Annotated in this window: 18 protein-coding genes; 10 read left to right on the top strand and 8 right to left on the bottom strand. The window is 62.8% G+C overall.

Features of this window, described 5'->3' with window-relative positions:
- Positions 1-89: 89 nt before the first annotated feature.
- From fadI to htpG, 3 genes are all read left to right on the top strand, one after another.
- On the top strand, positions 90-1403 hold the full coding sequence (gene fadI, locus CGX12_RS01460) for an acetyl-CoA C-acyltransferase FadI (RefSeq protein WP_094038120.1): 1314 nt from the start codon (positions 90-92) through the stop codon (positions 1401-1403).
- Positions 1400-3514, top strand: coding sequence for a fatty acid oxidation complex subunit alpha FadJ (fadJ, locus tag CGX12_RS01465; protein ID WP_094038121.1), 2115 nt, complete (start codon positions 1400-1402; stop codon positions 3512-3514). Before fadI ends, fadJ begins: the two co-directional genes overlap by 4 nt.
- A gap of 189 nt (positions 3515-3703) precedes the next feature.
- A complete protein-coding gene (gene htpG, locus CGX12_RS01470) occupies positions 3704-5614 on the top strand; it encodes a molecular chaperone HtpG (RefSeq protein ID WP_094038122.1) in 1911 nt (636 codons plus the stop codon).
- 79 nt (positions 5615-5693) lie between these two features.
- Here the strand turns inward: htpG and CGX12_RS01475 are convergent, their stop codons facing one another.
- Positions 5694-7457, bottom strand: a complete 1764-nt coding sequence (locus CGX12_RS01475; protein WP_094038123.1) for an amidohydrolase — start codon at positions 7455-7457, stop codon at positions 5694-5696.
- A gap of 149 nt (positions 7458-7606) precedes the next feature.
- The gene (locus CGX12_RS01480) at positions 7607-8272 is read right to left on the bottom strand and encodes a metallophosphoesterase (RefSeq protein ID WP_094038124.1); all 666 of its coding nucleotides are present in this window, start codon (positions 8270-8272) and stop codon (positions 7607-7609) included.
- A 284-nt stretch (positions 8273-8556) separates the two neighbouring features.
- Between CGX12_RS01480 and adk the strand changes: the two genes are divergently transcribed.
- Together adk and hemH are read left to right on the top strand one after the other, a co-directional pair.
- Positions 8557-9201: an adenylate kinase gene (gene adk / locus CGX12_RS01485; RefSeq protein ID WP_094038125.1), complete on the top strand. Its 645-nt coding sequence runs from the start codon at positions 8557-8559 to the stop codon at positions 9199-9201.
- A gap of 65 nt (positions 9202-9266) precedes the next feature.
- Positions 9267-10235 carry a ferrochelatase gene (gene hemH, locus CGX12_RS01490; RefSeq protein WP_094038126.1) on the top strand — a complete coding sequence of 323 codons (969 nt, stop codon included), beginning with the start codon at positions 9267-9269 and terminating at the stop codon, positions 10233-10235.
- A 509-nt stretch (positions 10236-10744) separates the two neighbouring features.
- Here the strand turns inward: hemH and CGX12_RS01495 are convergent.
- Positions 10745-11194 carry an REP-associated tyrosine transposase gene (locus CGX12_RS01495; protein ID WP_094038127.1) on the bottom strand — a complete coding sequence of 150 codons (450 nt, stop codon included), beginning with the start codon at positions 11192-11194 and terminating at the stop codon, positions 10745-10747.
- Positions 11195-11426: 232 nt separating this feature from the next.
- Entirely contained in the window at positions 11427-11867 is a 441-nt protein-coding gene (locus CGX12_RS01500; protein ID WP_094038128.1) for a hypothetical protein, read from the bottom strand.
- A gap of 154 nt (positions 11868-12021) precedes the next feature.
- On the opposite strand from CGX12_RS01500, the gene CGX12_RS01505 reads away from it, so the two are divergent.
- From CGX12_RS01505 to CGX12_RS01520, 4 genes are all read left to right on the top strand, one after another.
- Positions 12022-12216: a DUF4250 domain-containing protein gene (locus tag CGX12_RS01505; RefSeq protein WP_094038129.1), complete on the top strand. Its 195-nt coding sequence runs from the start codon at positions 12022-12024 to the stop codon at positions 12214-12216.
- 55 nt (positions 12217-12271) lie between these two features.
- Positions 12272-12925, top strand: coding sequence for a thiopurine S-methyltransferase (locus CGX12_RS01510; protein ID WP_094038130.1), 654 nt, complete (start codon positions 12272-12274; stop codon positions 12923-12925).
- 720 nt (positions 12926-13645) lie between these two features.
- Positions 13646-15013 carry a YjiH family protein gene (locus tag CGX12_RS01515; RefSeq protein WP_094038131.1) on the top strand — a complete coding sequence of 456 codons (1368 nt, stop codon included), beginning with the start codon at positions 13646-13648 and terminating at the stop codon, positions 15011-15013.
- Between the two features lie 54 nt (positions 15014-15067).
- Complete coding sequence (locus CGX12_RS01520; protein WP_094038132.1) at positions 15068-15604, top strand: DUF924 family protein; 537 nt, start codon at positions 15068-15070, stop codon at positions 15602-15604.
- A 256-nt stretch (positions 15605-15860) separates the two neighbouring features.
- On the opposite strand, the gene CGX12_RS01525 is transcribed toward CGX12_RS01520, so the two are convergent.
- The 3 genes from CGX12_RS01525 to dinG form a co-directional block, all read right to left on the bottom strand.
- The gene (locus CGX12_RS01525; RefSeq protein WP_094038133.1) at positions 15861-16493 is read right to left on the bottom strand and encodes a YccT family protein; all 633 of its coding nucleotides are present in this window, start codon (positions 16491-16493) and stop codon (positions 15861-15863) included.
- A gap of 107 nt (positions 16494-16600) precedes the next feature.
- The gene (locus tag CGX12_RS01530; protein ID WP_094038134.1) at positions 16601-17368 is read right to left on the bottom strand and encodes a sulfite exporter TauE/SafE family protein; all 768 of its coding nucleotides are present in this window, start codon (positions 17366-17368) and stop codon (positions 16601-16603) included.
- Positions 17365-19425, bottom strand: coding sequence for an ATP-dependent DNA helicase DinG (gene dinG / locus CGX12_RS01535; RefSeq protein ID WP_094038135.1), 2061 nt, complete (start codon positions 19423-19425; stop codon positions 17365-17367). Before dinG ends, CGX12_RS01530 begins: the two co-directional genes overlap by 4 nt.
- Positions 19426-19683: 258 nt before the next feature.
- Between dinG and CGX12_RS01540 the strand changes: the two genes are divergently transcribed.
- Positions 19684-20712 (top strand): porin, encoded by a 1029-nt coding sequence (locus CGX12_RS01540; protein ID WP_094038136.1) that lies wholly within the window; start codon positions 19684-19686, stop codon positions 20710-20712.
- Between the two features lie 176 nt (positions 20713-20888).
- On the opposite strand, the gene CGX12_RS01545 is transcribed toward CGX12_RS01540, so the two are convergent.
- Positions 20889-21260, bottom strand: coding sequence for a transcriptional regulator, TraR/DksA family protein (locus CGX12_RS01545; RefSeq protein ID WP_094038156.1), 372 nt, complete (start codon positions 21258-21260; stop codon positions 20889-20891).
- Between the last annotated feature and the right edge of the window lie 57 nt (positions 21261-21317).

Raw genomic sequence — 21317 nt, forward strand, 5'->3', positions numbered from 1 at the left:
CAGGAAAAATTTCAATCACCTGTTTAAAACTTGTAGGGCCATTGTTAATATGGCCGTGAGGTCAGACCTCTTGCCAACAAGGAGCAGACATGACGCTGACTAACCCCTTAACCACCAGAGCCGGCGATCGCATCGCCATCGTCTCCGGCCTGAGAACCCCTTTCGCCCGGCAAGCCACCGCCTATCGCGGCATTCCCGCCCTGGATCTGGGCCGCATGGTGGTGGCCGAGCTGCTGGCGCGCACCCCCATGGAGGCCGGTGAAGTGCAGCAGCTGGTGTTCGGCCAGGTGGTGCAGATGCCCAAGGCTCCCAACATCGCCCGGGAAATCGTGCTCGGCACCGAACTGCCGGTGGGCACCGACGCCTACAGCGTAACCCGGGCCTGCGCCACCAGCTTCCAGGCGGTGTCCAACGTCGCCGAGGCGATGATGGCCGGCCATATCCAGGTAGGCATCGCCGGCGGGGCCGATTCCTCCTCGGTGCTGCCGATAGGGGTATCCAGCCGGCTGGCCGATGCCCTGCTCGACCTGAGCAAGGCGAAAACCCTGAGTGCCAGGCTCGGTATTCTGCGCCGGCTCAAGCTGAAAGATCTGGCGCCGGTGCCGCCGGCGGTGGCGGAATATTCCACCGGCCTGTCCATGGGGCAGACCGCCGAGCAGATGGCCAAGAGCCACGGCATCGGCCGGCTGGAGCAGGACGAGCTGGCCCACCGCTCGCACCAGCTGGCGGCCCGGGCCTGGCAGCAGGGACTGCTCGACGAGGAAGTAATGACCACCTATGCGCCGCCCTTCAAGGCGCCCTTCGAGCGGGACAACAACATCCGCACCGAATCCAGCCTGGCGGATTACGCCAAACTCCGGCCCGCCTTCGACAAGCGCCACGGCAGCGTGACCGCCGCCAACAGCACCCCGCTCACCGACGGCGCCGCCTGTGTGCTGATGATGACCGAGACCCGCGCCCGGGAGCTGGGCCTCAGGCCGCTCGGCTACCTGCGCAGCTACGCCTACGCCGCCATCGATGTGTGGCAGGACATGCTGCTGGGGCCGAGCTACGCCACCCCCCTGGCGCTGGCGCGCGCCGGCTGCACCCTGGCGGACATGGATCTGGTCGACATGCACGAGGCCTTCGCCGCCCAGACCCTGGCCAACCTCAAGATGTTCGAAAGCCAGACCTTCGCCGAGCGCGAGCTGGGTCGCGGCCAGGCCATAGGACAAGTGGACATGGCCAAATTCAACGTGCTGGGCGGCTCCCTGGCCTACGGCCACCCCTTCGCCGCCACCGGCGCGCGCATGATCACCCAAACCCTGAGAGAGCTTAACCGCCGTGGCGGCGGCCTGGCGCTGACCACCGCCTGCGCCGCCGGCGGCCTGGGCGCGGCCATGGTACTGGAGGCAGCAGAATGAGCGAACAACAACCGACCTTCACCCTGCGCAAGGACGACGGCATCGGCATCATCACCATGAATGTGCCGGGCGAACGCATGAACACCCTGCGGGCGAGCTTTGCCGGGGAGATCCGCGCCCTGCTGGACGACATCCAGGCCGACGCCAGCCTCAAGGGGCTGGTGCTTTGCTCGGGCAAGCCCGACTCCTTCGTGGCCGGCGCCGACGTCAACATGCTGGCCGCCTGCCAGAGCGCCGGCGAGGCGCAAGCCCTGGCCCGGGCCGGCCAGGAAATCTTCACCACCCTGGAGGCGCTGAAACTGCCGCTGATCGCCGCCATTCACGGCCCCTGCCTGGGGGGCGGCCTGGAGCTGGCCCTGGCCTGTCACGGCCGGGTGTGCAGCGACGACGACATCACCCGCCTGGGGCTGCCGGAAGTGCAGCTCGGCCTGTTGCCCGGCTCCGGCGGCACCCAGCGCCTGCCCCGGCTGGTGGGGCTGACCAGGGCGCTGGACATGATGCTCACCGGCAAGCAGCTGCGGCCCAAGCAGGCGCTGAAAGCCGGCCTGGTGGACGATATGGTGCCCCACAGCATACTGCTGGACACCGCCATCGCCCTGGCCCGCAAGGGCAAGCCGAAGCACAAACGCAAGCAGGATCTCAAGACCCTGGCGCTGGAGGCCAACCCCTTCGGGCGCAAGCTGGTGTTCGACAAGGCGCTGAGCGCCCTGCGCCACAAGACCCGCGGCAACTATCCGGCGCCGGAAAAGCTGCTGGAAGTGGTGCGCACCGGGCTGGAAGAAGGCATGAGCAAGGGCCTGGCCGCCGAGGCCAGGGCGTTCGGCGAGCTGGTGATGACGCCGGAGTCGGCGGCATTGCGCCACCTGTTCTTCGCCACCACCGAGATGAAAAAGGAAAGAACCTTCCAGGGCGCCGAGCCCATGGCGCTCAAGCGCATCGGGGTGCTGGGCGGCGGCCTGATGGGCGGCGGCATCGCCTTCGTCACCGCCACCAGGGCGGGGCTGCCGGTGCGCATCAAGGACATTGCCCACAACGGCATCAACCAGGCCATGGCCACCGCCCACCAGTTGCTCGCGCCCAGGGTCAAGAAGCAGCAACTGCGCGCCACCGAGATGCAGCGCCAACTGGCGCTGATGACCGGCACCCTGGATTACAGCGGCTTCGGCCGGGTCGACATGGTGGTGGAGGCGGTGTTCGAGGATCTGGAAGTGAAGCGCAAGATGGTGGCCGAGGTGGAAGCCCATTGCCCGGCCCATGTCGTGTTCGCCTCCAACACCTCCTCCCTGCCCATCCACCAGATAGCAGAAGGGGCGACGCGGCCGGAGCGGGTGCTGGGCCTGCACTACTTCAGCCCGGTGGACAAGATGCCGCTGGCGGAGATCATTCCCCACGCGGGCACCAGCAACGAGACGGTGGCCACCGCCATCAAGCTGGCCCGGGCCCAGGGCAAGACCCCCATAGTGGTGCGGGACAAGGCCGGTTTTTACGTCAACCGCATCCTCGCCCCCTACCTCAACGAGGCGGCGCGGCTGCTGCTGGAAGGCGAGCCCATCGAGGCCATCGACCGGGCCCTGGTGGACTACGGCTTCCCGGTGGGGCCCATCACCCTGCTGGACGAGGTGGGCATCGACGTGGCGTCCAAGATCTCCCCCATCCTGGAGCGGGAGCTGGGCAGCCGCTTCAAGGCGCCGGAGGCCTTCGGCAAGCTGCTGGACGACAAGCGCCATGGCAAGAAGAACGGCCGCGGCTTCTACCGGTTCGACAAGAAGGGCAAGCCGGTGGACGAGAGCGTCTACAGGCTGCTCGGCGTCAAGCCCCAGGGCCGGCTGCCGGCCGGGGACATGGCCGAACGCTGCGTGCTCTTGATGCTGAACGAGGCGGCCATGACCCTGGACGAAGGGGTGGTGGCCTCGGCCCGGGACGGGGACATCGGCGCCATTTTCGGCATCGGCTTCCCGCCCTTCAGCGGCGGCCCCTTCCACCATATGCACCGGCAGGGCATTAGCGCCATCGTCGCCAAAATGGAGGAATACGCCCGCAAGTACGGCGAACGCTTCGCCCCCTGCGACGCCCTGCGCCGACTGGCGGAAGAAGGACGCAGTTACTACTGACTAAAGCTTGAAGCTTGAAGCTTGAAGCTGGAAGATCCTTCCGGCTTCCGGCTTCCGGCTTCCGGCTTCCGGCTTCCGGCTTCCGGCTTCCGGCTTCCGGCTTCCGGCTTTGTTTCCACCCAGCCCTTGAAATCCCGCGCGGCAACCCCATCTTTCAGGCTGTAGGTTAAACCAAGCAAGGAACTTATCATGTCAGAAGCCGTGCATACCGAAACTCATGGTTTTCAAACCGAAGTCAAACAACTGCTCAACCTGATGGCGCACAGCCTCTATTCCAACAAAGAGGTGTTTCTGCGCGAGCTGGTGTCCAACGCCGCCGACGCCGCCGACAAGCTGCGCTTCAAGGCCCTGTCTGACAGTGAACTCTATGAGAACGACGGCAACCTGCGGGTGCGCCTGATCCTGGACAAGGATAAAAAGACCCTGACCATCTCCGACAACGGCATCGGCATGACCCGGGACGAGGTGATCGAGCACCTGGGCACCATCGCCAAGTCCGGCACCAAGGCCTTTTTCAGCCAGCTGTCCGGCGACCAGGCCAGGGATTCCCAGCTGATCGGCCAGTTCGGGGTGGGTTTCTACTCCGCCTTTATCGTGGCCGACAAGGTCACGGTGCTGAGCCGGGCCGCCGGCCAGCCCGCCGATCGCGGCGTGCGCTGGGAGTCCGACGGCGACGGCACCTTCACCGTGGCCGACATCGACAAGCCCGGTCGTGGCACCGATGTGATCCTGCATCTGCGCGAGGAGGAGCAGGAGTTCCTCGACGACTGGCGCCTGCGCAGCATCATCGGCAAGTATTCCGACCACATCAGCATCGCGGTGGAAATGTGGAAAGAGGGTGAACCCGAGCGGGAAGAAGACGGCGAAAAAGTGCTCGCCACCGAAGGCGAGTGGGAACAGGTGAACAAGGCCACCGCCCTGTGGACCCGCGCCAAGGGCGAGGTGAGCGACGAGGAATACCAGGAATTCTACAAGCACATCTCCCACGACTGGCAGGACGCCCTGGCCTGGAGCCACAACAAGGTGGAAGGCAACCAGGAATACACCAGCCTGCTGTACGTGCCCGCCAAGGCGCCCTGGGACCTGTGGAACCGGGATCAGAGCCACGGCCTCAAGCTCTATGTGCAGCGGGTGTTTATCATGGATGACGCCGAGCAGTTCATGCCCACCTACCTGCGGTTCGTAAAGGGCGTGCTCGACTCCAACGATCTGCCGCTCAACGTCTCCCGCGAGATCCTGCAGGACAACAAGATCACCGCCCAGCTGCGCAAGGCCTGCACCAAGCGGGTGCTGGGCATGCTGGAGCAGATGGCGAAGGACGATGCCGACAAGTACCAGGGCTTCTGGAAGGAATTCGGCAACGTGCTGAAGGAAGGCCCGGCCGAAGACTACGCCAACCGGGAACAGATCGCCGGCCTGCTGCGTTTTGCCAGCACCCATAACGATACCGACGCCCAGACGGTGTCGCTCGACGATTACCTCGGCCGGATGAAGGAAGGCCAGGACAAGATCTACTACATCACCGCCGACAGCTACGCCGCCGCCAGCCACAGCCCGCACCTGGAAATTTTCCGCAAGAAGGGCATCGAGGTGCTGCTGATGTGGGAGCGGGTGGACGAGTGGCTGATGAACCACCTCAGCGACTATAAAGAGAAGCAGTTCGTGTCGGTGACCAAGGGCGAGCTGGACCTGGGCGAGCTGGACGACGAGGAAACCAAAAAGGCCCAGGAAGAAGCCAAGGAAGCCCTGGCGCCCCTGCTGGAGCGGGTGAAGACCGCCCTGGGCGACGAGGTGAAGGAAGTGCGCCTGACCCACCGCCTGACCAGCACCCCCTCCTGCGTGGTGGCCGGCGAGCACGACATGAGCACCCAGATGATCAAGCTGATGCGCGCCGCCGGCCAGCCGGTGCCGGAGCAGAAGTACATCCTGGAGCTCAACCCGGATCACGTGCTGGTGAAAAAGCTCGAAAGCCTGGCCGAAGGCGAGCAGTTCAACGAGTGGTCCCAGCTGCTGCTGGAGCAGGCCCAGCTTGCCGAGCAGGGCGGCCTGAAAGACCCGGCCGCCTTCGTGGCCCGGGTCAACCGCCTGCTGCTGGGCTAAACAGTAAACCACCCCGGCGCACCGGGGCGGTTTTCCTTCCATCCCCAGCAATGCCCTGCCTTCGCAGGGCGTTGCTTTTTCAGGGCGTCGGCGGCCGCTGATGGTAGGGCTCGACATGGGAGCCATGGAACAGCTCCTGCCCGGCGATAATGGTTCTTTCCACCGCCAGATCCCGCAGCCGTAGCGGAACGACGCTCAGGGGGTCTTCCGCCAGCACCACCAGATCCGCTACCTTGCCCACCTCGATGCTGCCGCGCTCCTGTTCGTCGAAGGTCAGGTAGGCCGGTCCCCGGGTGTAGGCCCGGATCGCCTCTTCCACGGAAATCGCCTCTTCGGCACCATAAACCTTGCCGTCATGGCCGAGACGGTTCACCGCCGCCCAGATCCCGAGCAGGGGACCATGGGGCAGGCCGTCCGAGCCGTAGGCGATGCGGATGCCGCGCTCCAGCAGGGAGCGTTGTGGATTCTGCCGCTCCAGCCGGTTGCCGCTCACCGCCGCCAGCATAAAGGCGTTGTTGTAGTAGGTATAGTTGGGCTGGGTGTCGACGATCAGGTCCAGCTCGGCGATCTTGGCGAGGGTCTCCTCCGGCGGCCTGATGGTCAGGTGATGGAGATGGTGGCGATGATCCTCTCGGGGGTACTCCCGCAGTACCCGCTCCAGCACCTCGACCGCCTCGACCACGGCCCCATCCCCTATGGTATGGATGCCGAGCTGCCAGCCCAGCTCATGGGCCCGGCTGGCCACCCGGTACAGGCTGTCCTTGGGGATCACAGTCACGCCGTTGAAATCGCCCTTCCGGTTTTCCCAGGGGCCCCGTTCATCGAAACGTACCTTGCCGTCGTAGGGTTTGAGGGTCCTGAAGTCCGGTACCGCGATGGCGCCGTCCATGCTCATCTTGATGGCACCGAGCTTCAGCCGGTCATTACCGATACCGGTACGAAAACCGAGTCCTTCCAGCTCGGCGAGGCTGGTGTCGACATCGTCGTAGCCGGGAAACAGGAAAATCTGCAGGGTGGCTCGGGGCAGCTCGTCCCCCCAGCGCTGGTAGACATCCTGGATCAGGCGCAACTCGTTCGGGCGCACGCCGGCGATATTGACGCTGGTGACCCCCATGGGCAGGAATTTTGCCAACTGGGCGCGCAGGTTGTCCCGGGCGCTGTCGTCACTCAACGCCGGATTGGGGATGACCCGGGTGGCGTAGCGTCGCGCACCCATGGTCAGTACGCCCTGCGGCTCGCCCTGTTCGTCCCGCACGATAAGCCCATCCTTGGGCTCCGGCGTGTCCTTGCTCAAGCCGGCCAGCTCGATGGCTTTGGAGTTGAGGGTGAGCTTGAGCACGCCGCAGGCCAGCATCACCGGGTGGTCGGGTACGATGGCGTCCAGCTCCCAGCGGTTGGGCATCTGCATATGGCAATGGGGGCGATTCATCAGCCCGACCAGCCAGTCACCGGCCGGCACCTTGGCGGCCTCCCGGGCCAGTATCTCTGTTAACTGATCAGGGGTGGGAATATTGAAAGTGGCGCCGAAGGGGCGGGGGCCTGTCCCCACATGGATATGGCCGTCATAGAAGCCGGGCAGCAGGGACTTGCCCTGCAGATCGACCTGCCGGGTATCGTTTCCGGCCAGCTCCTGCAACTGAGCATGGCTGCCGACCGCCATGATACGTCCCGCCTTGATGGCCACCGCGTCGGTGATGTCGAAGTGGTCATTGACGGTCATGACCCGGGCATTGTAGTAGATGGTTTCGGCTTCTCCCCCGGGCGTAACGGCCCCGGCAGAAAACGTCATGGCAGAAGCCAGGAGCATGGCCGACCATGCCGTTTTGTCTCTTGTGTTATCCATCGCGTTTCCTTTATCACATCCATTTGCCTGACGGTGGTTATTTTTGCTAACTAATTGTTATAAAATTGCTAGCAAGTGGCATCACACTGTATCCTGGCCACCGGAGCCAGGGCCAACCGGCATGGTGCTGTGGTGCCAGGCTAGGCGGCTCAGAGCCAGCTGCGGATTTCCAACAGGGTCAGATGGCCTTCGGGGGTGAAGGCGCCGGTGTCGATATACAGCATGTTGCCGAGGCGGGTAATGGCGGGGACTATGCTGTGGCCGGCCAGGACCAGATCGATGTGGGCGATGGGCGTGGGGTCGCGTCGGGCCAGCCGCTCCCGGGCCCATACCAGTTGGGCAAGCTGGTCCCGGGTGAGTGGCCGGTGCAGGCTGTACCAGTCCTGCTCGGGGACTTCGGCATGCACCAGGCCGACCTTGTTGCCGCTCAGCTCCACTTCGATGGCATGGGGCATGCGGGCGAGGGCGCTACGGGCATAGGCCTTCAGCTCCGCCCAGTCGTACTCGAAGCCCCACTGGCCGCCGTTCATAAGCCAGTGGGCGAGGGCGCCGGGGCTGGCGCATTCCAGGGCGGCCTGCATCATCTGTTCGTGGTTGCCCTGCACCGCGAAAAACCAGGGCTCGAACACCAGGTCCAGGCAATCGAGGGAGCGGGGGCCCCGATCGATCAGGTCGCCCACGCTGAACAGGCGATCGCGTTCGGGATTGAAAGCGGCATCGGCCAGGCAGGAGCGCAGTGCTTCATAGCAGCCGTGCAGATCGCCGATGGCGAAGTCGCGGCCCCGCTTGTTCGCGCCGAATGTCTGCAGCTGCATGCCCGGATCTCCGCTCGAATACCCATATTACCCATGCCTTACGTTCAGTGTAGTGCCCATCTCCGGCGCGGATGGAGGCCAGGGCCGGGCGCAGCCGGCGTTGTCCGGGCCAGGATATTTCCCTGCGGGGACGCGGGGTGCGTTCGATACCGCTTTAATACCGAGGTTTGCCGTCAATATCATCAATAGGTCTAACAGGGCCGTCCTCTCCCTTGTTCCCATGCCGGTGTCATGCCACAATCAGGCCCCAAATTACGAATGATTAATCAAAAGAGGACGCTGTTATGCGCATCGTTTTGCTGGGTGCTCCGGGCGCGGGTAAGGGAACGCAGGCTCAATTCATCATGGAGAAGTTCGGCATTCCGCAAATCTCCACCGGTGACATGCTGCGAGCCGCTATCAAGGCCGGCACCCCGCTGGGGCTGAAAGCCAAGGAAGTCATGGATCAAGGACAACTGGTTTCCGACGATATCATCATCGGTCTGGTTAAAGAACGCATCAGCCAAGACGACTGTGCCAAGGGCTTCCTGCTCGACGGCTTTCCGCGTACCATCCCCCAGGCCGACGCCATGAAGGACGCCGGCGTTCCCGTCGATTATGTGCTGGAATTCGCGGTGCCGGACGAGGAAATCGTCAAGCGCATGAGCGGCCGCCGGGTGCATCCGGGCTCGGGCCGGGTTTACCACCTGGTGTACAACCCGCCCAAGGTGGAAGGCAAGGACGACGTGACCGGCGAAGAGCTGGTGATCCGTGCCGACGACGAGGAGAGCACGGTGCGCAAGCGCCTGGCGGTGTACCACGAGCAGACCGCGCCGCTGATCGACTACTACAAGCAAGAGGCCGAAGCCGGCCGCACTCGCCACTACAAGGTGGACGGCACCCAGTCGGTCGAGCAAGTCAGCCGCGAACTGACCGACATTCTGTCCTAATTCCATCGTTCTTCGGCCGGGAGCCTGTGGCTTCCGGCCTTTGCTATTCAGGATATGGTAACAAGGTGAAAACAGGCGTCTTACTGGTTAACCTGGGTACCCCCTCAGCCCCCACCGCCAAGGCGGTAAAGACCTTTCTCAGCCAGTTTCTGCACGACCGTCGGGTAGTCGATGTTCCCCGGGCCCTGTGGTGCCCGTTGCTGCACGGCATTATTCTGCCCTTTCGTTCCCCCAGGGTCGCCAGGCTTTATCAGTCCATCTGGTGGGAGGAAGGCTCGCCGCTGATGGTGATCAGCCGGCGCCAGCAGGCGGCATTGGCCGAGGCGCTGAACGAAGCGGGCATCGACATGCCGGTGGCGCTAGGCATGAGCTATGGTGAACCCTCCCTGGCAACGGCCTGGCAGGAGCTGAAATCGGCCGGGGTGGACAGGGTGGTTTTGCTGCCGCTTTATCCCCAGTACTCGGTCAGCACGACCGCGTCGGTGTTCGATGGCTGGGCCCGGCTGATGAAAAAAGAGCGTCTGGTGCCGGCTTTTCGTTTTATCCACGACTACCACGACCACAGCGGCTACATCCAGGCACTGGCCGAGTCGGTGCGTCGGCATTGGGAACAGCACGGGCGCGGCGAACTGCTGTTGCTCTCCTACCACGGCATCCCCAGGCGCTACGAAGATGAAGGCGACCCCTATGGCCAGCAGTGCCACCGTACTTCCGAGCTGCTGGCCGCCGAACTGGGGCTGGAGCGCCACCAGTGGCGCACTACTTTTCAGTCCCGCTTCGGGCGCGAAGAGTGGCTGCAGCCCTATACCGACGACACCATGAAAGCCTTGCCGGGGGAGGGCATCAAGCGGCTGGACGTGATCTGCCCCGCCTTTTCCGCCGATTGCCTCGAAACCCTGGAAGAGATCGCCGAGCAGAACAGGGAGCTCTTCATGGCCTCCGGTGGCGAAGCTTACCACTATATCCCCGCCCTCAATGACCAGCTCGCCCATATCCGCATGATGATGGATCTGGTCTGCCGCGAACTGGTGTGACCATCTTTTCCACATGAGCCTGTGACCCCGGCACAGGCTCCGTAGGCGCCCGTTTACGTGGCGCAAACCAGCAACCGGTGGGGTGCCTGTGGCTCCGGTGGGGTGTTCCCGGCGGCTAAAGCGCCGGCTACGGGTGCAGGTGTCGCCTGCGGGCGCGGCGCCTGCCCTGTAGTTGCCCGTTTACGTGGCGCAAACCGGCAACCGGCGGGGTGCTTGTGGCTCCGGTGGGGTGTTCCCGGCGGCTAAAGCGCCGGCTACGGCCAGGAAGGCATGTTCCGGCGGCCACGGGCGCCGGTTGTGGGTACCGGTGCTGGTTACGGGTGGGTGGTGGTTCCGTAGGCGCCCGTTTACGTGGCGCAAGCCGGCAACCGGTGGGGTGCCTGTAGATCCGGTGTGGCATTTTCCGGCGGCTAAAGCGCCGGCTACGGGGCCGGTGTGGCATGTTTCGGTGGCCACGGACCGGCGACAGGGGCGCGGAGTATCGACATTATTTGAGTTCTACAGCGCTGCTACAACCATATGGCGTCCCACAATGGATAATCGGCCACGTGCTTGACCAACTGTGCTCTCAATGGATTTGCAACAATATACCGTGCCGTTTGCCGTAAATCCTCATCTCCTCTGATGGCATGGTCATGAAAGCCTCGTTGCCACAGACTGCCTTTGCGCCCAAGGAACTGATTTACCGCTTTGGCCGAGCGCCCTTTGAACGTATGTAAAGCTCGAGTCAGGAAAGTGGTTTCATCAAGCTGCATCAGCCAATGTAAATGATCTGGCATCAGCACCCATGCCAGAGATTGAACATGCATCTGCTGCTGCATGTATTTGAGTTCCTGTACAACCAGGCGACCACTCCGCCAATCGTAGAAAAAAGGCTGCCGATGATGAGTACAAATCGTTACATGGTATGCCTGATGCGGTAGGGAAACTCTACCTGCCAATGCTTCGCTATAGGTCATGGTGGTTACCTTCAAATAAGCATTTCCCGGCGGCTAAAGCGCCGGCTACGGGTGCAGGTGTCGCCTGCGGGCGCGGCGCCTGCCCTGTAGGCGCCCGTTCACGTGGCGCAAACCGGCAACCGGCGGGGTGCCTGTGGATCCGGTGTGGTATGTTCCGGCGGCTAAAGCGCCGGCTACGGGGCCGGTGTGGTATGTTCCGCCGGCTACATGCGTCTGTGGGTACCGCTTGGAGTTAGTGCAAGGCCGGCTCTTCACTGCCCGTTGCGACCAGGAACACTCGGCTGTGGTGCCGTTGTGCCGCCTGTTCAAGCAACTGCTGCTGCCCGGCAGGCTGCCGCCATTGCCAGCACACCACGGCGGCTATGCTTTTATAGGCCATGGCCCGCAGCAGCAACTGTTGTTGCTCTACCTTGTTACCCATGTCGATAACCAGCGCCGGATCTACCCCGGCGTCGGCCAGCAGGCGGCGCGACAGGGGCGCGGGCGTGTTGAGCATAAGGATCCATCCGCGCCGTTCATGGCTGATGGCGGCGAGTTCAGCCAGCAGTTGGCATTGCCCGGCATTGTTCCATCCGTCAAACCACTCCACCAGCGGCGCCTTGGACACCGGCTGATGCCATTGCCTGGACGGTACGGAAAAGACCTGTTTGCGAGACAGCAAGACGGTAGCCATATGCACTCCCTGTTGATTTACTGTTTATATATACAGTATCGATCATCAACCGCAGAGGTCAAGAAAAATACTGTTTAAATTTACAGTATCTCGGCCTCGCCGGCGTTTGGTGCCGATCTATACTGAGCAGACAGGCACGACAAGGGGGCAGGCCATGAACAAGGTTCAACTGGAGCATATGGACGATCATATGCTGCTCAGCATCATCAACGAAAAACTGCGGCTGGAGTGTGAAAGCCTGGAGGCCTTGCTGGCGCTGTATGAGCTGGACAGCGGCCATGTAAACGCCCGCATGGCCCGGATTGGCTATCATTACGACGCCGGCAGCAACCAGTTCAAGGCCGCTTGAAATGCCCGGTTGAGTCTTGAGATAGTTATCCTCCTTTTGTATTGCGGGAGATGACATGGACGCACAATTCTGGCACCAGCGCTGGCAATCCTCACGGATCGGCTTTCACCAGCAAGAGATCAACGAACTGCTCGGCCGCCACTGGCATCGCCTTGGCGTGCCCGAGCACACCGAAGTACTGGTTCCCCTGTGCGGCAAGAGCCGCGACATGCACTGGCTGGCGGAGCAGGGCCACAATATCGCCGGCTTCGAGCTTTCGCCACTGGCCATCCGGGACTTCTTCGGTGAGGCAGGGGTACTAGCGCAGCAGCAAAAGCTGGTGCACTACCTGTGCTGGCAGGCCGGCGGCTTCAGTCTGTACGAGGGTGATTTCTTCCAGGCGGAGTCCCTGGGCCGGCGTTTCGACGCCGCCTACGACAGGGCCGCCCTGGTCGCGTTGCCCGAGCCGGTCAGGCCGCTTTATGCCCGGCTGCTGGCGCGACTGCTCAATCCGGGTGCCGCCATGCTGTTGGTGACCCTGGATTACGCGCCGGTGCAGCACGAGTCGCCGCCCTTCGCCGTCAACGAGCAGGAGGTAAGGCGCCTGTTCGGGGCCGACTTCGAGGTGACCCTGCTGGATCGCATCGAAGAGGGCAACAGCAACCCCAGGGTGGCGAGCGGCGAGCGGCGCTTCTTTGACGAACTCTGTTTTTTGTTGCGCAGGAAATAGGGGAGGGCGTGTTACCGTTCGCCGGGGTCTGTCCGGCCTGACGCGGTATTTTCCGGCAGCTATACCCGGCAGTACTTCCGGCAGCTAAAGCGCTGGCTACGGCTACGGCTAAGGCTACGGCTACGGCTAAGGCTACGGTTACGTGGGGCGCGGGCGGCCCGCCCGCATGAGGGTGGCACCGAGGTGGGCGAAGGCACAACCCAACCCGTGATGCCTGTTCTGCCTCGAGCCTCTTTCACCCTGTGCTGTGATCGGCCAGTCCGAGGGTTCCCGCTGCGCGGGAAAGCAGGCGGGCCGCCTGCGCTCCACCATCCAGGTGCCAGTCTGCAAACATCGTTTGCCGCCGACGAGAGTGGCAGGGATAGCACACGCCATCCATCCCGAAGCGTCTTCCCCTATCATCTTTCCCGCTTGTTTCCGTTTTGTGCACCTGATCTGTTTGCATGCGCGGACAAAATCCTTATACTCCACCCCTGAAATTAACAATACAGAACAAATATCTAACAAGATCTATTTTTGTGGGTTTATGTTTTGATTTTATCTTTTGATTAAATATATTTGGCTATAAAATAAGTATTCAGCAATCCATCAGTTTACTGGCAACTTATTCGCTAAAACGTTGTTTTTATTCTGGGTTGGTTGGCTGAACTGCATAAAAGTGCGGTTTTTACCTTTTTATAGCCGAGTTGGGTGCTGTTGCCCGATAAGGAAGGAGTAACCATGGAAAAGACGTTGACGGTGCAGGCCGAGGCCAGCAAGCGAAACCTGCTGATGTTCCTGCTGCCCTCGCTCGCGGGCATATTGCTGTTTATGACTCCGGTCAGTTACAACGGTGATCTCACCATCATGATAGCGGTGCTGGCCAAGAGCCTGCAGGCGTTGTTGTCCGACTGGCTGACGGCCATCGTCACCGTGCTCATCACCCTCTCGGCCCTGCTGTCGCTGTTTACCACCCTGTTCAAGCCGGCCTTGGTGACCCGCAGCCTGTTCCTGAACACCCTGTTCAACGTGCGGCCGGTATGGCTGGTAAGCCGGTTGCTGGGCGCGGCCTTCGTGCTGATGGTGTTCACCCAGTCCGGCCCCGAACTGCTGTACAGCGGCGACACCGGCGGCCTGGTCCTGAACGACCTGCTGCCGGTGCTGTTCGCGGTGTTCATCTTCGCCGGCCTGCTGCTGCCGCTGCTGCTGGACTTCGGCCTGCTGGAGTTCGTGGGCACCCTGCTCACCGGCCTGATGCGCCCGGTGTTCCGCCTGCCCGGCCGCTCGGCGGTGGATTGCATGGCCTCCTGGCTGGGCGATGGCAGCGTGGGCATACTGCTGACCAGCAAGCAGTACGAAGGCCATCACTATACCCAGCGCGAAGCGGCGGTGATCGGCACCACCTTCTCGGCGGTGTCCATCACCTTCAGCCTGGTGGTGCTGGCCCAGGTCAAGCTGGAGCACATGTTCGTGCAGTTCTACCTGGCGGTGTGCCTGGCCGGCATAGTGGCGGCCATAGTGGTGCCGCGGCTGCCGCCGCTGTGCTGGAAGAAAGACACCTTTATCAACGGCGAACCCCGGCCGGCCAACGATGAGAACACCCCCGCCGGCTATTCCCGCCTGGGTCACGGTTACGCCCTTGCCCTGGCCCGGGCCGGCAAGGTGAAAAGCATGGGGCAGGTGGCCCGCACCGGCGTGCACAATGCCCTGGACATGCTGTTCGGCGTGCTGCCGGTGGTGATGGCCTTCGGTACCCTGGCGCTGGTGATCGCCGAAACCACGCCGTTGTTCACCTGGCTGGGCCTGCCTTTCGTGCCGCTGCTGGAGCTGCTGCAGATCCCGGAAGCCGCCGCCGCCTCCGAGACCATAGTGGTGGGCTTTGCCGACATGTTTATTCCGGCCATTCTCGCCACCTCCATCGAGAGCGACATGACCCGCTTCGTGATTGCCGCCCTGTCGGTCACCCAGCTTATCTACATGTCCGAAGTGGGCGCCCTGCTCTTGGGCAGCAAGATCCCGGTCAATATCGTCGAGCTGTTCGTGATCTTCCTGCTGCGGACCCTGGTTACCCTGCCGGTGATCGCCCTTATCGCCCACCTGGTGTTTTAATCCCTCCCTCATCCCCTATACTGTGGCCAGATAGTCACGGTATAGGGGAACCTCATGTATCAGTCTGTACTGGATTTCTGGTTTGAAGAGCTGTCTCCCGAGCGGTGGTGGCTCAAGGATCCGTCCCTGGACGAGCTGATTTGCCAACGCTTCGGCCGGCTGCACATCCAGGCCTGCCTGGGCGAGCTGTTCGAATGGCGCACCCGGGCCCGGGGGAGGCTGGCGGAGATCATCGTGCTCGATCAGTTCTCCCGCAACATTTACCGGGACAAACCCCAGGCCTTCGCCGCCGATGGCATGGCCCTGGTACTGGCCCAGGAGGCGATAAGCAGTGGTGCCGAAAAGGGGCTGAACCAGCAGGAGCGGTTGTTCCTGTACATGCCCTTTATGCACAGCGAGTCGCTCAAGGTGCACGACGTGGCCCTGGCGCTGTTCGAGAAGAACGGCCTGGCGGACAACCTGGAATTCGAGCTGCGCCACCGGGACATCATCGCCCGTTTCGGGCGCTATCCCCATCGCAACGCCATACTGGGGCGGGTATCCACGGAAGAGGAAAAACAGTTCCTGGAACAACCTGGCTCCAGCTTCTGAAGTGCTAAGCACCCGTTGACGATCTTCGGAAGTATTCCCCGGTGGCTCAAGCGCCGGCTACGGGCCCGGCGGCAGATGCCGGTTATGGGGAGGCCGTAGGCGCCCGTTTACGTGGCGCAAACCGGCAAACGGCGAACATGGACATTCGGTGCCCTGTCCCCGCCGGTTTGTGCCAGCTAAAGCGGCACCTACAGAGCAAAAAGGGGCGGAGTCAATTAAAAATTGACTCCGCCCCTTTTTTATCAGCCTGCCGGTTTTACTGCTGTTGGATCATCCAGATCTGGAAGGCGCGGCGGGTGTCCTTGTCGGCGGCGTTCCACCAGTGCTGCAGCATTTCCAGGGCGTCGGCATCAACGGCGGCGTCACCGAATTTCGCCTGGGCGGCGGCGACCGCGGCGTCGGTGCGGCCGCTGAAGGCCTTGCCCTGCTCCTGCAGGTAGTCCTGAATGCCGCGGCCGGTATCCAGGCCGGCGGGGGTGGGGATGGTGAAGATGTCCGCTTCCATTACCCGGCCGGTGGCCTTGTCGACCACCTTCACCCGGCTGTCCTGCTCGCGCAGGAACTGAACTGCCTGCTGGTAATTGACGGGCTCGGCATAGTCCAGGGCCAACTGGGCATCGGCGGGCACGTCCAGGGTGATGATCACCGGGTTGCCATTCAGTACCCGGCTATCGGTGCGGGTGGAGAAGTCCTTGCTGTAGGCCACGGCAAACTGGTGCTTGCCTTCGCCGATGGTCACGCTGTGCACCGACTTGGTGATGGTGCTGGTGGTTTTCTCGCCGTCGACCAGATGGATCTGGTAGGGCTGCTGGGCTTCGAAGGTGGCCGCGCTGGCACCGAAAGACAGGCCGGCAACGGCCAGGGCGACGAGGGTAGAACGCATTTTCATCAGGGGCTCCTGAGCCATTATGATTCCCGTAACGGGTTGCTAAGTAATTGAACCAAATACCCACTAAACCGCGAGATTGTGGCAATTAATGGGGCCGAGCGCAACGATCAAAACCAGGCCTGCCAGGCGAGCTTGATGGAAATGGCCAGCACCATCAGCACGAAAATGGGGCGGATAAAGCCGCCGCCGAAGCGAATGGCGGAGCGGGCCCCGATAAAGGAGCCGGCCATGATGCCGAGGCTTAAGGTGAGTCCCAGCACCCAGTCCACCTGGCCCAGGGCGATGAAGGTCAGCAGGGAAACGACGTTGCTGATAAAGTTCATCGACTTGGCCAGGCCCGAGGCCAGCAGGATATTCAGCCGGTACAGGGCCATGCCCGAGACGATAAGAAAGGCGCCGGTGCCGGGGCCGAAAGCGCCGTCGTAGGCGCCGAGCAGCAGGCCCTGGCCCCACTGGCGGCGATGCAGCCGCCGATCGGCCCTGGGCAGCTGATTGCCCTGGGGCTCGCGCTTGCGGTTGAGCACCGTATAGACGGCCACCATCAGGATCAGCAGCGGCAGGGCCTTTTCCAGCCAGGCGGCGCTGATCTGGTTGATAAGCAGGGTGCCGAGCAGGGCGCCCAGGGCGGCGGCCAGGCAGGCCCGCCACCAGAAGGCGGGCGCGAACAGCCGCTGGCGGTAGAAGGTGCTGGCGGAGGTCAGCGAGCTGAGGCTGGCGGCCACCTTGTTGGTGCCGAGTGCCAGGTGCGGCGGCAGGCCGGCGCTGAGCAGGGCGGGGATGGTGATAAGGCCGCCACCGCCCGCCACCGCGTCGAGAAAGCCGGCGACCAGGCCGGTGGCGGCCAGCAACAGGTAAACGGAAATGTCCAGGCTCATGGCAGCTCCCGGCTGAAGGGGGGCAGGGCGTCCAGCAGGGCGGCGCCATAGCGGCGGCTGACCAGGCGCTTGTCGAGCAGCACGATACGGCCATGGTCGGTTTCGGTGCGCAGCAGCCGGCCGCAGGCCTGGATCAGCTTGCGGGAGGCTTCCGGCATGGCCAACTGCATAAAGGGGTTGCCGCCGCACAGGCTGACCCATTCGGCCATGGCCTCTTCCACCGGCGAGGTGGGCACGGCAAAGGGCAGCTTGGTGATGATAAGGTTGGTCAGGTAATGGCCGGGCAAGTCCAGCCCCTCGGCAAAGCTGCCGGTGCCGAACAGCACGCTGGGCTGGTTGCCGTCGCATCGTTGCTTGTGCAGTTGCAGCAGGGCCTGGCGGCTGGCTTCCCCCTGCACCAGCAGGGACTGGCCCCGGGCCCGCAGGGCCTCGGCCACGGCCTGCATCTGCCGGTAGGAAGAAAACAGCACCAGGCTGGCGGCCTGTCCCTCGAGCCAGGCGGGGATCTGCTCGCACAGCAACTGGTCGAAGCGTGCATCCGTGGGTTCGCAGTCCAGGCGGGGGAGGATAAGCCTGGCGCTCTGGTAATCGAAGGGGGAGTCGAGGCGCAGGTAGCGGCTGCCGTCGTCCGCCCTGAGCCCCACGGCGCGGCGAAAATAACCGAAGTCGTTAAGGGCGGTCAGGGTGGCCGACACCAGTATCGCCGCCGCCGCCCGCGACCAGCACCACTGCTCCAGCAAATGGCCCACCGCCAGGGGGGTGGCGCACAGGGTCAGCTCCTGCCGGTCCTGCTCCAGCCAGCGGGCCGGGGGCGGCTGTTTGGGGTGGCCGGCGCGCAGCATCAGTTCGCACAGATCCCGGGTTTGCTCGGCCCGCAACTGTTGCTGGCTCAGGGCGGCCAGGGCCGCCTCGATGGCGCCCGCTTTGGCCGGCTGGCGCTTCAGCTGTTCGCCCAGCGCGGCCTGCACCCGCTCCAGGCCACGGGCAAAGAGCTTGTTGTCTTCCTTCAGGCTTACCAGGGCCTCGAGCAGAAAACCGGGCAGCTCCCCGGCGGCAAAGCGCAGGCAGCCCTGCTCATCGGGTGTCAGCTCCTGGCGCGAGAGGGCGCCGCTCAGTTGCCGATAGAGCTGGTTCAGGGCGGGGATCAGCTGTTGCAGCGCCTGTTGCAAGCGGGCGAAGCGCGGCTGGTCTTCCTCGCCCAGCAGATCGTGAACGCCGCCGAGCTGCTTGTTGAATTGCTCCAGTGCCCGCCGGTGCAGGCCGAGCGGCAGGCGGGCCGAGCCCTGCTCCCGGGTCACGGCGGCGATATGGTGGGCTTCATCCAGTATATAAAGGCATTGCTCGGGTTCGGGCAGCAGCACGCCGCCGCCCATGGCGAGATCCGCCAGCAGCAGGGCGTGGTTGACCACCACCACATCGCTTTTGTCGATCTCGGCCCGGGCCAGGTGGAAGGGGCAGTGCCGGTGACCCAGTAGCGGCTGGCAACTGTGCCGTTCGGCCTGCAGCTGTTGCCAGAGGCCATCGTCGATGGGTTCCGGCCAGCTGTCCCGGTCGCCGGGCCAGCGTTGGTCGCACCAGGCCTGCCAGAGCCCGGCCAGCTGTTGCTGCTGGGCGGGGGTAAGGCCCGCGGCGGCCTCGAACAGGCCGAGCTGGTTTTCGCCCAGTGCCAGGGCCTCCAGCCGGCGCACACAGCAGTAGCGGGCCCGGCCCTTGGCCAGGGTAAAGGTAAAACCGGGCTGGCAGTGGGGCTGGAACAGGGGCAGGTCCTTGTTGACCAGTTGCTCCTGCAGCGCCAGGGTGGCGGTGGAGACGACGACTTTTTTCTGGCTGAGCCGGGCCCAGGGAATGGCGGCCTGCAGGTAGGCGAGGGATTTGCCGATGCCGGTGCCCGCTTCGGCCACCAGGATACGTCTGGCGCTGTCGTAGTGCCCCAGCAATACCTTGCCGATTTCCGCCACCAGGTAGTTCTGCTCCCGGCGGGGGGTAAAGCCTTGAATAGACTGGCTTAATCGGCGGTAGTTGTCGCGCACCAAGGTGCGGTAATCGGCTCTGGCCATGGCTGCCTGCAGGTATAAAATCCGGCGCCAAGTATACCCGCTAGACGTTTTTATGCCAGTTGCCAAGCCGTGGCTTAATAAAAAGCGGCCAAGGTCACAATTGCGCACCTTACGAACATCATTGTCATAAAAAGTTCCCGCGATTTTGTTGCAAGCTCAAAAAACCGGTGATAGGCTGCTCGCCATAGTAACGTGAATCGTTGCTAACACAGGGAATAACAAGGACTTAGTGTTTAATTACAGTAGGCATCTAAAATTATGAAAAAGACTATTCTTGCACTGACCATCCCTGCGCTGTTCGCAACCTCTGCCAGCGCCGTGACCGTATACTCCGACGAAGGCGCCAAGGTTGATCTGTACGGCCGTATCCAGTATGAAGCCGGTTCTTTCAAGCACGAAGGCGCTGACCGTCAAAAATTTGGTGGCGAAGGCGAAGCTCGTCTGGGTGTTAACGTTCAGTACAACCTGAACCAGGACGTAGACCTGATCGGTAAGCTGGAGTGGCAAGCCGTTGCCGAAGAGAAAAACGCTACCGGCACCGACAGCCTGAAATCCCGTTACGCCTGGGCCGGTTTCCGCTTTATGGATACCACTGACCTGACCTTCGGCAAGAGCGAAAACCCCACCGCTCAGCTGACCGACGTGACCGATATCTTCAACATCTTCGGTGGCGCCGCCAGCTTCAACTCTCTTGACGATGCTGGTATTTCCAGCCGTATCGACGACCAGATCCGCGTCAGCTTCGCCGACCAGGGCATTGACCTGCGTGCTGGTTATGCCTTCCACGACGAGAACAAGACTCGTGTAGCCGGCGAGAAGCAGAAGAACCAGTACAGCCTGTCCGCCGGTTATACCTTCCCCTTCAACCTGGGTCTGGTTGCCGCCTATGAGCGTCAAAACTACGACCTGCTGGTTGGTGAAGCCGATCTGGACGTATGGGGCCTGGGTGCCAACTACAGCATCGACGGCTTCTACTTCGGTACCGTTTACGGTCAGAAAGACCTGGATGCCACCGGTGAAGAAGACTACGGTACCCGCTTCTGGGAACTGGTTGCTACCTACAACGTAGACGCCTGGACCCTGATGGCCGGTTACAACTACGAGAAAGAGCGTAAAGTTGGTGCTGGCGAGAGCAAAGACAAGCTGGTTAACGAGTACGTGCTGGGTGTGCAGTACGCTCTGACTCCGAAAACCAAGCTGTACGGCGAGTACAACATTCAACGTACCAAGGTTGCCGACGAGCGTAAAGACGACCTGTACGCTGTTGGTATCCAGTACAACTTCTAAGTTAGCCTTTAGCTGAATTAGCAAGTTCAAAAAAGCCGGCGAAAGCCGGCTTTTTTATTGGGTTTAAAACTGGCCGGACTATTATCCTTACGCCTTACGCCTTACGCCTTACGCCTTACGCCTTACGCCTTACGCCTTACGCCTTACGCCTTACGCCTTACGCCTTACGCCTTACGCTACAACTCCCAGGCGCCGTGCTGGGCCTTGCGGTATTTCTCTTCGCAGGGGTCGCAGCGCTGGCGGCAGGGGTCGTCCCACAGCTGCTCGGTGGTGAGCTCGGCCTCGCAGTCGCTGCACAGGCCGTACAGGCCCAACTGCCACTGGCAGAGGGCGGCGTCCGCCTGCTTCAGGGATTTCAGCTGCGGCTGCAGCTGGGGATAGGCGGCCAGGGGCGGGTAGTCGGCCCATTCGTCCGGCGGCAGCCGGTGCAACTCGGCGGCCAGGGGGGCGTCCAGGGCCAGCAGCGCCTCCAGAAAAGCCTGGCGGCGGCGCTCCACCTCGGCCTGCAGCCGGGCTTCCAGCCGGGACTTGGTAATGATGCTGCTCATGATGATGTCCAAAAAAGGGGGAATACCGGCCGCCAGTATAGGGCCGGGGCCACCGGC

The sequence above is a fragment of the Zobellella denitrificans genome, from assembly GCF_002237365.1.
Classification (GTDB): domain Bacteria; phylum Pseudomonadota; class Gammaproteobacteria; order Enterobacterales; family Aeromonadaceae; genus Oceanimonas; species Oceanimonas denitrificans.

Excerpts from the sequence above, each read along its gene's own strand:
- CGX12_RS01475 (WP_094038123.1), bottom strand. The coding sequence starts at position 7,457 with ATGGATAACACAAGAGACAAAACGGCATGGTCGGCCATGCTCCTGGCT.
- CGX12_RS01530 (WP_094038134.1), bottom strand. The coding sequence starts at position 17,368 with ATGAGCCTGGACATTTCCGTTTACCTGTTGCTGGCCGCCACCGGCCTG.
- htpG (WP_094038122.1), top strand. The coding sequence starts at position 3,704 with ATGTCAGAAGCCGTGCATACCGAAACTCATGGTTTTCAAACCGAAGTC.
- CGX12_RS01510 (WP_094038130.1), top strand. The coding sequence starts at position 12,272 with ATGGACGCACAATTCTGGCACCAGCGCTGGCAATCCTCACGGATCGGC.
- CGX12_RS01515 (WP_094038131.1), top strand. The coding sequence starts at position 13,646 with ATGGAAAAGACGTTGACGGTGCAGGCCGAGGCCAGCAAGCGAAACCTG.
- CGX12_RS01540 (WP_094038136.1), top strand. The coding sequence starts at position 19,684 with ATGAAAAAGACTATTCTTGCACTGACCATCCCTGCGCTGTTCGCAACC.
- fadI (WP_094038120.1), top strand. The coding sequence starts at position 90 with ATGACGCTGACTAACCCCTTAACCACCAGAGCCGGCGATCGCATCGCC.
- adk (WP_094038125.1), top strand. The coding sequence starts at position 8,557 with ATGCGCATCGTTTTGCTGGGTGCTCCGGGCGCGGGTAAGGGAACGCAG.
- CGX12_RS01525 (WP_094038133.1), bottom strand. The coding sequence starts at position 16,493 with ATGAAAATGCGTTCTACCCTCGTCGCCCTGGCCGTTGCCGGCCTGTCT.
- CGX12_RS01545 (WP_094038156.1), bottom strand. The coding sequence starts at position 21,260 with ATGAGCAGCATCATTACCAAGTCCCGGCTGGAAGCCCGGCTGCAGGCC.
- CGX12_RS01500 (WP_094038128.1), bottom strand. The coding sequence starts at position 11,867 with ATGGCTACCGTCTTGCTGTCTCGCAAACAGGTCTTTTCCGTACCGTCC.
- dinG (WP_094038135.1), bottom strand. The coding sequence starts at position 19,425 with ATGGCCAGAGCCGATTACCGCACCTTGGTGCGCGACAACTACCGCCGA.
- CGX12_RS01520 (WP_094038132.1), top strand. The coding sequence starts at position 15,068 with ATGTATCAGTCTGTACTGGATTTCTGGTTTGAAGAGCTGTCTCCCGAG.
- CGX12_RS01495 (WP_094038127.1), bottom strand. The coding sequence starts at position 11,194 with ATGACCTATAGCGAAGCATTGGCAGGTAGAGTTTCCCTACCGCATCAG.
- CGX12_RS01505 (WP_094038129.1), top strand. The coding sequence starts at position 12,022 with ATGAACAAGGTTCAACTGGAGCATATGGACGATCATATGCTGCTCAGC.
- fadJ (WP_094038121.1), top strand. The coding sequence starts at position 1,400 with ATGAGCGAACAACAACCGACCTTCACCCTGCGCAAGGACGACGGCATC.
- CGX12_RS01480 (WP_094038124.1), bottom strand. The coding sequence starts at position 8,272 with ATGCAGCTGCAGACATTCGGCGCGAACAAGCGGGGCCGCGACTTCGCC.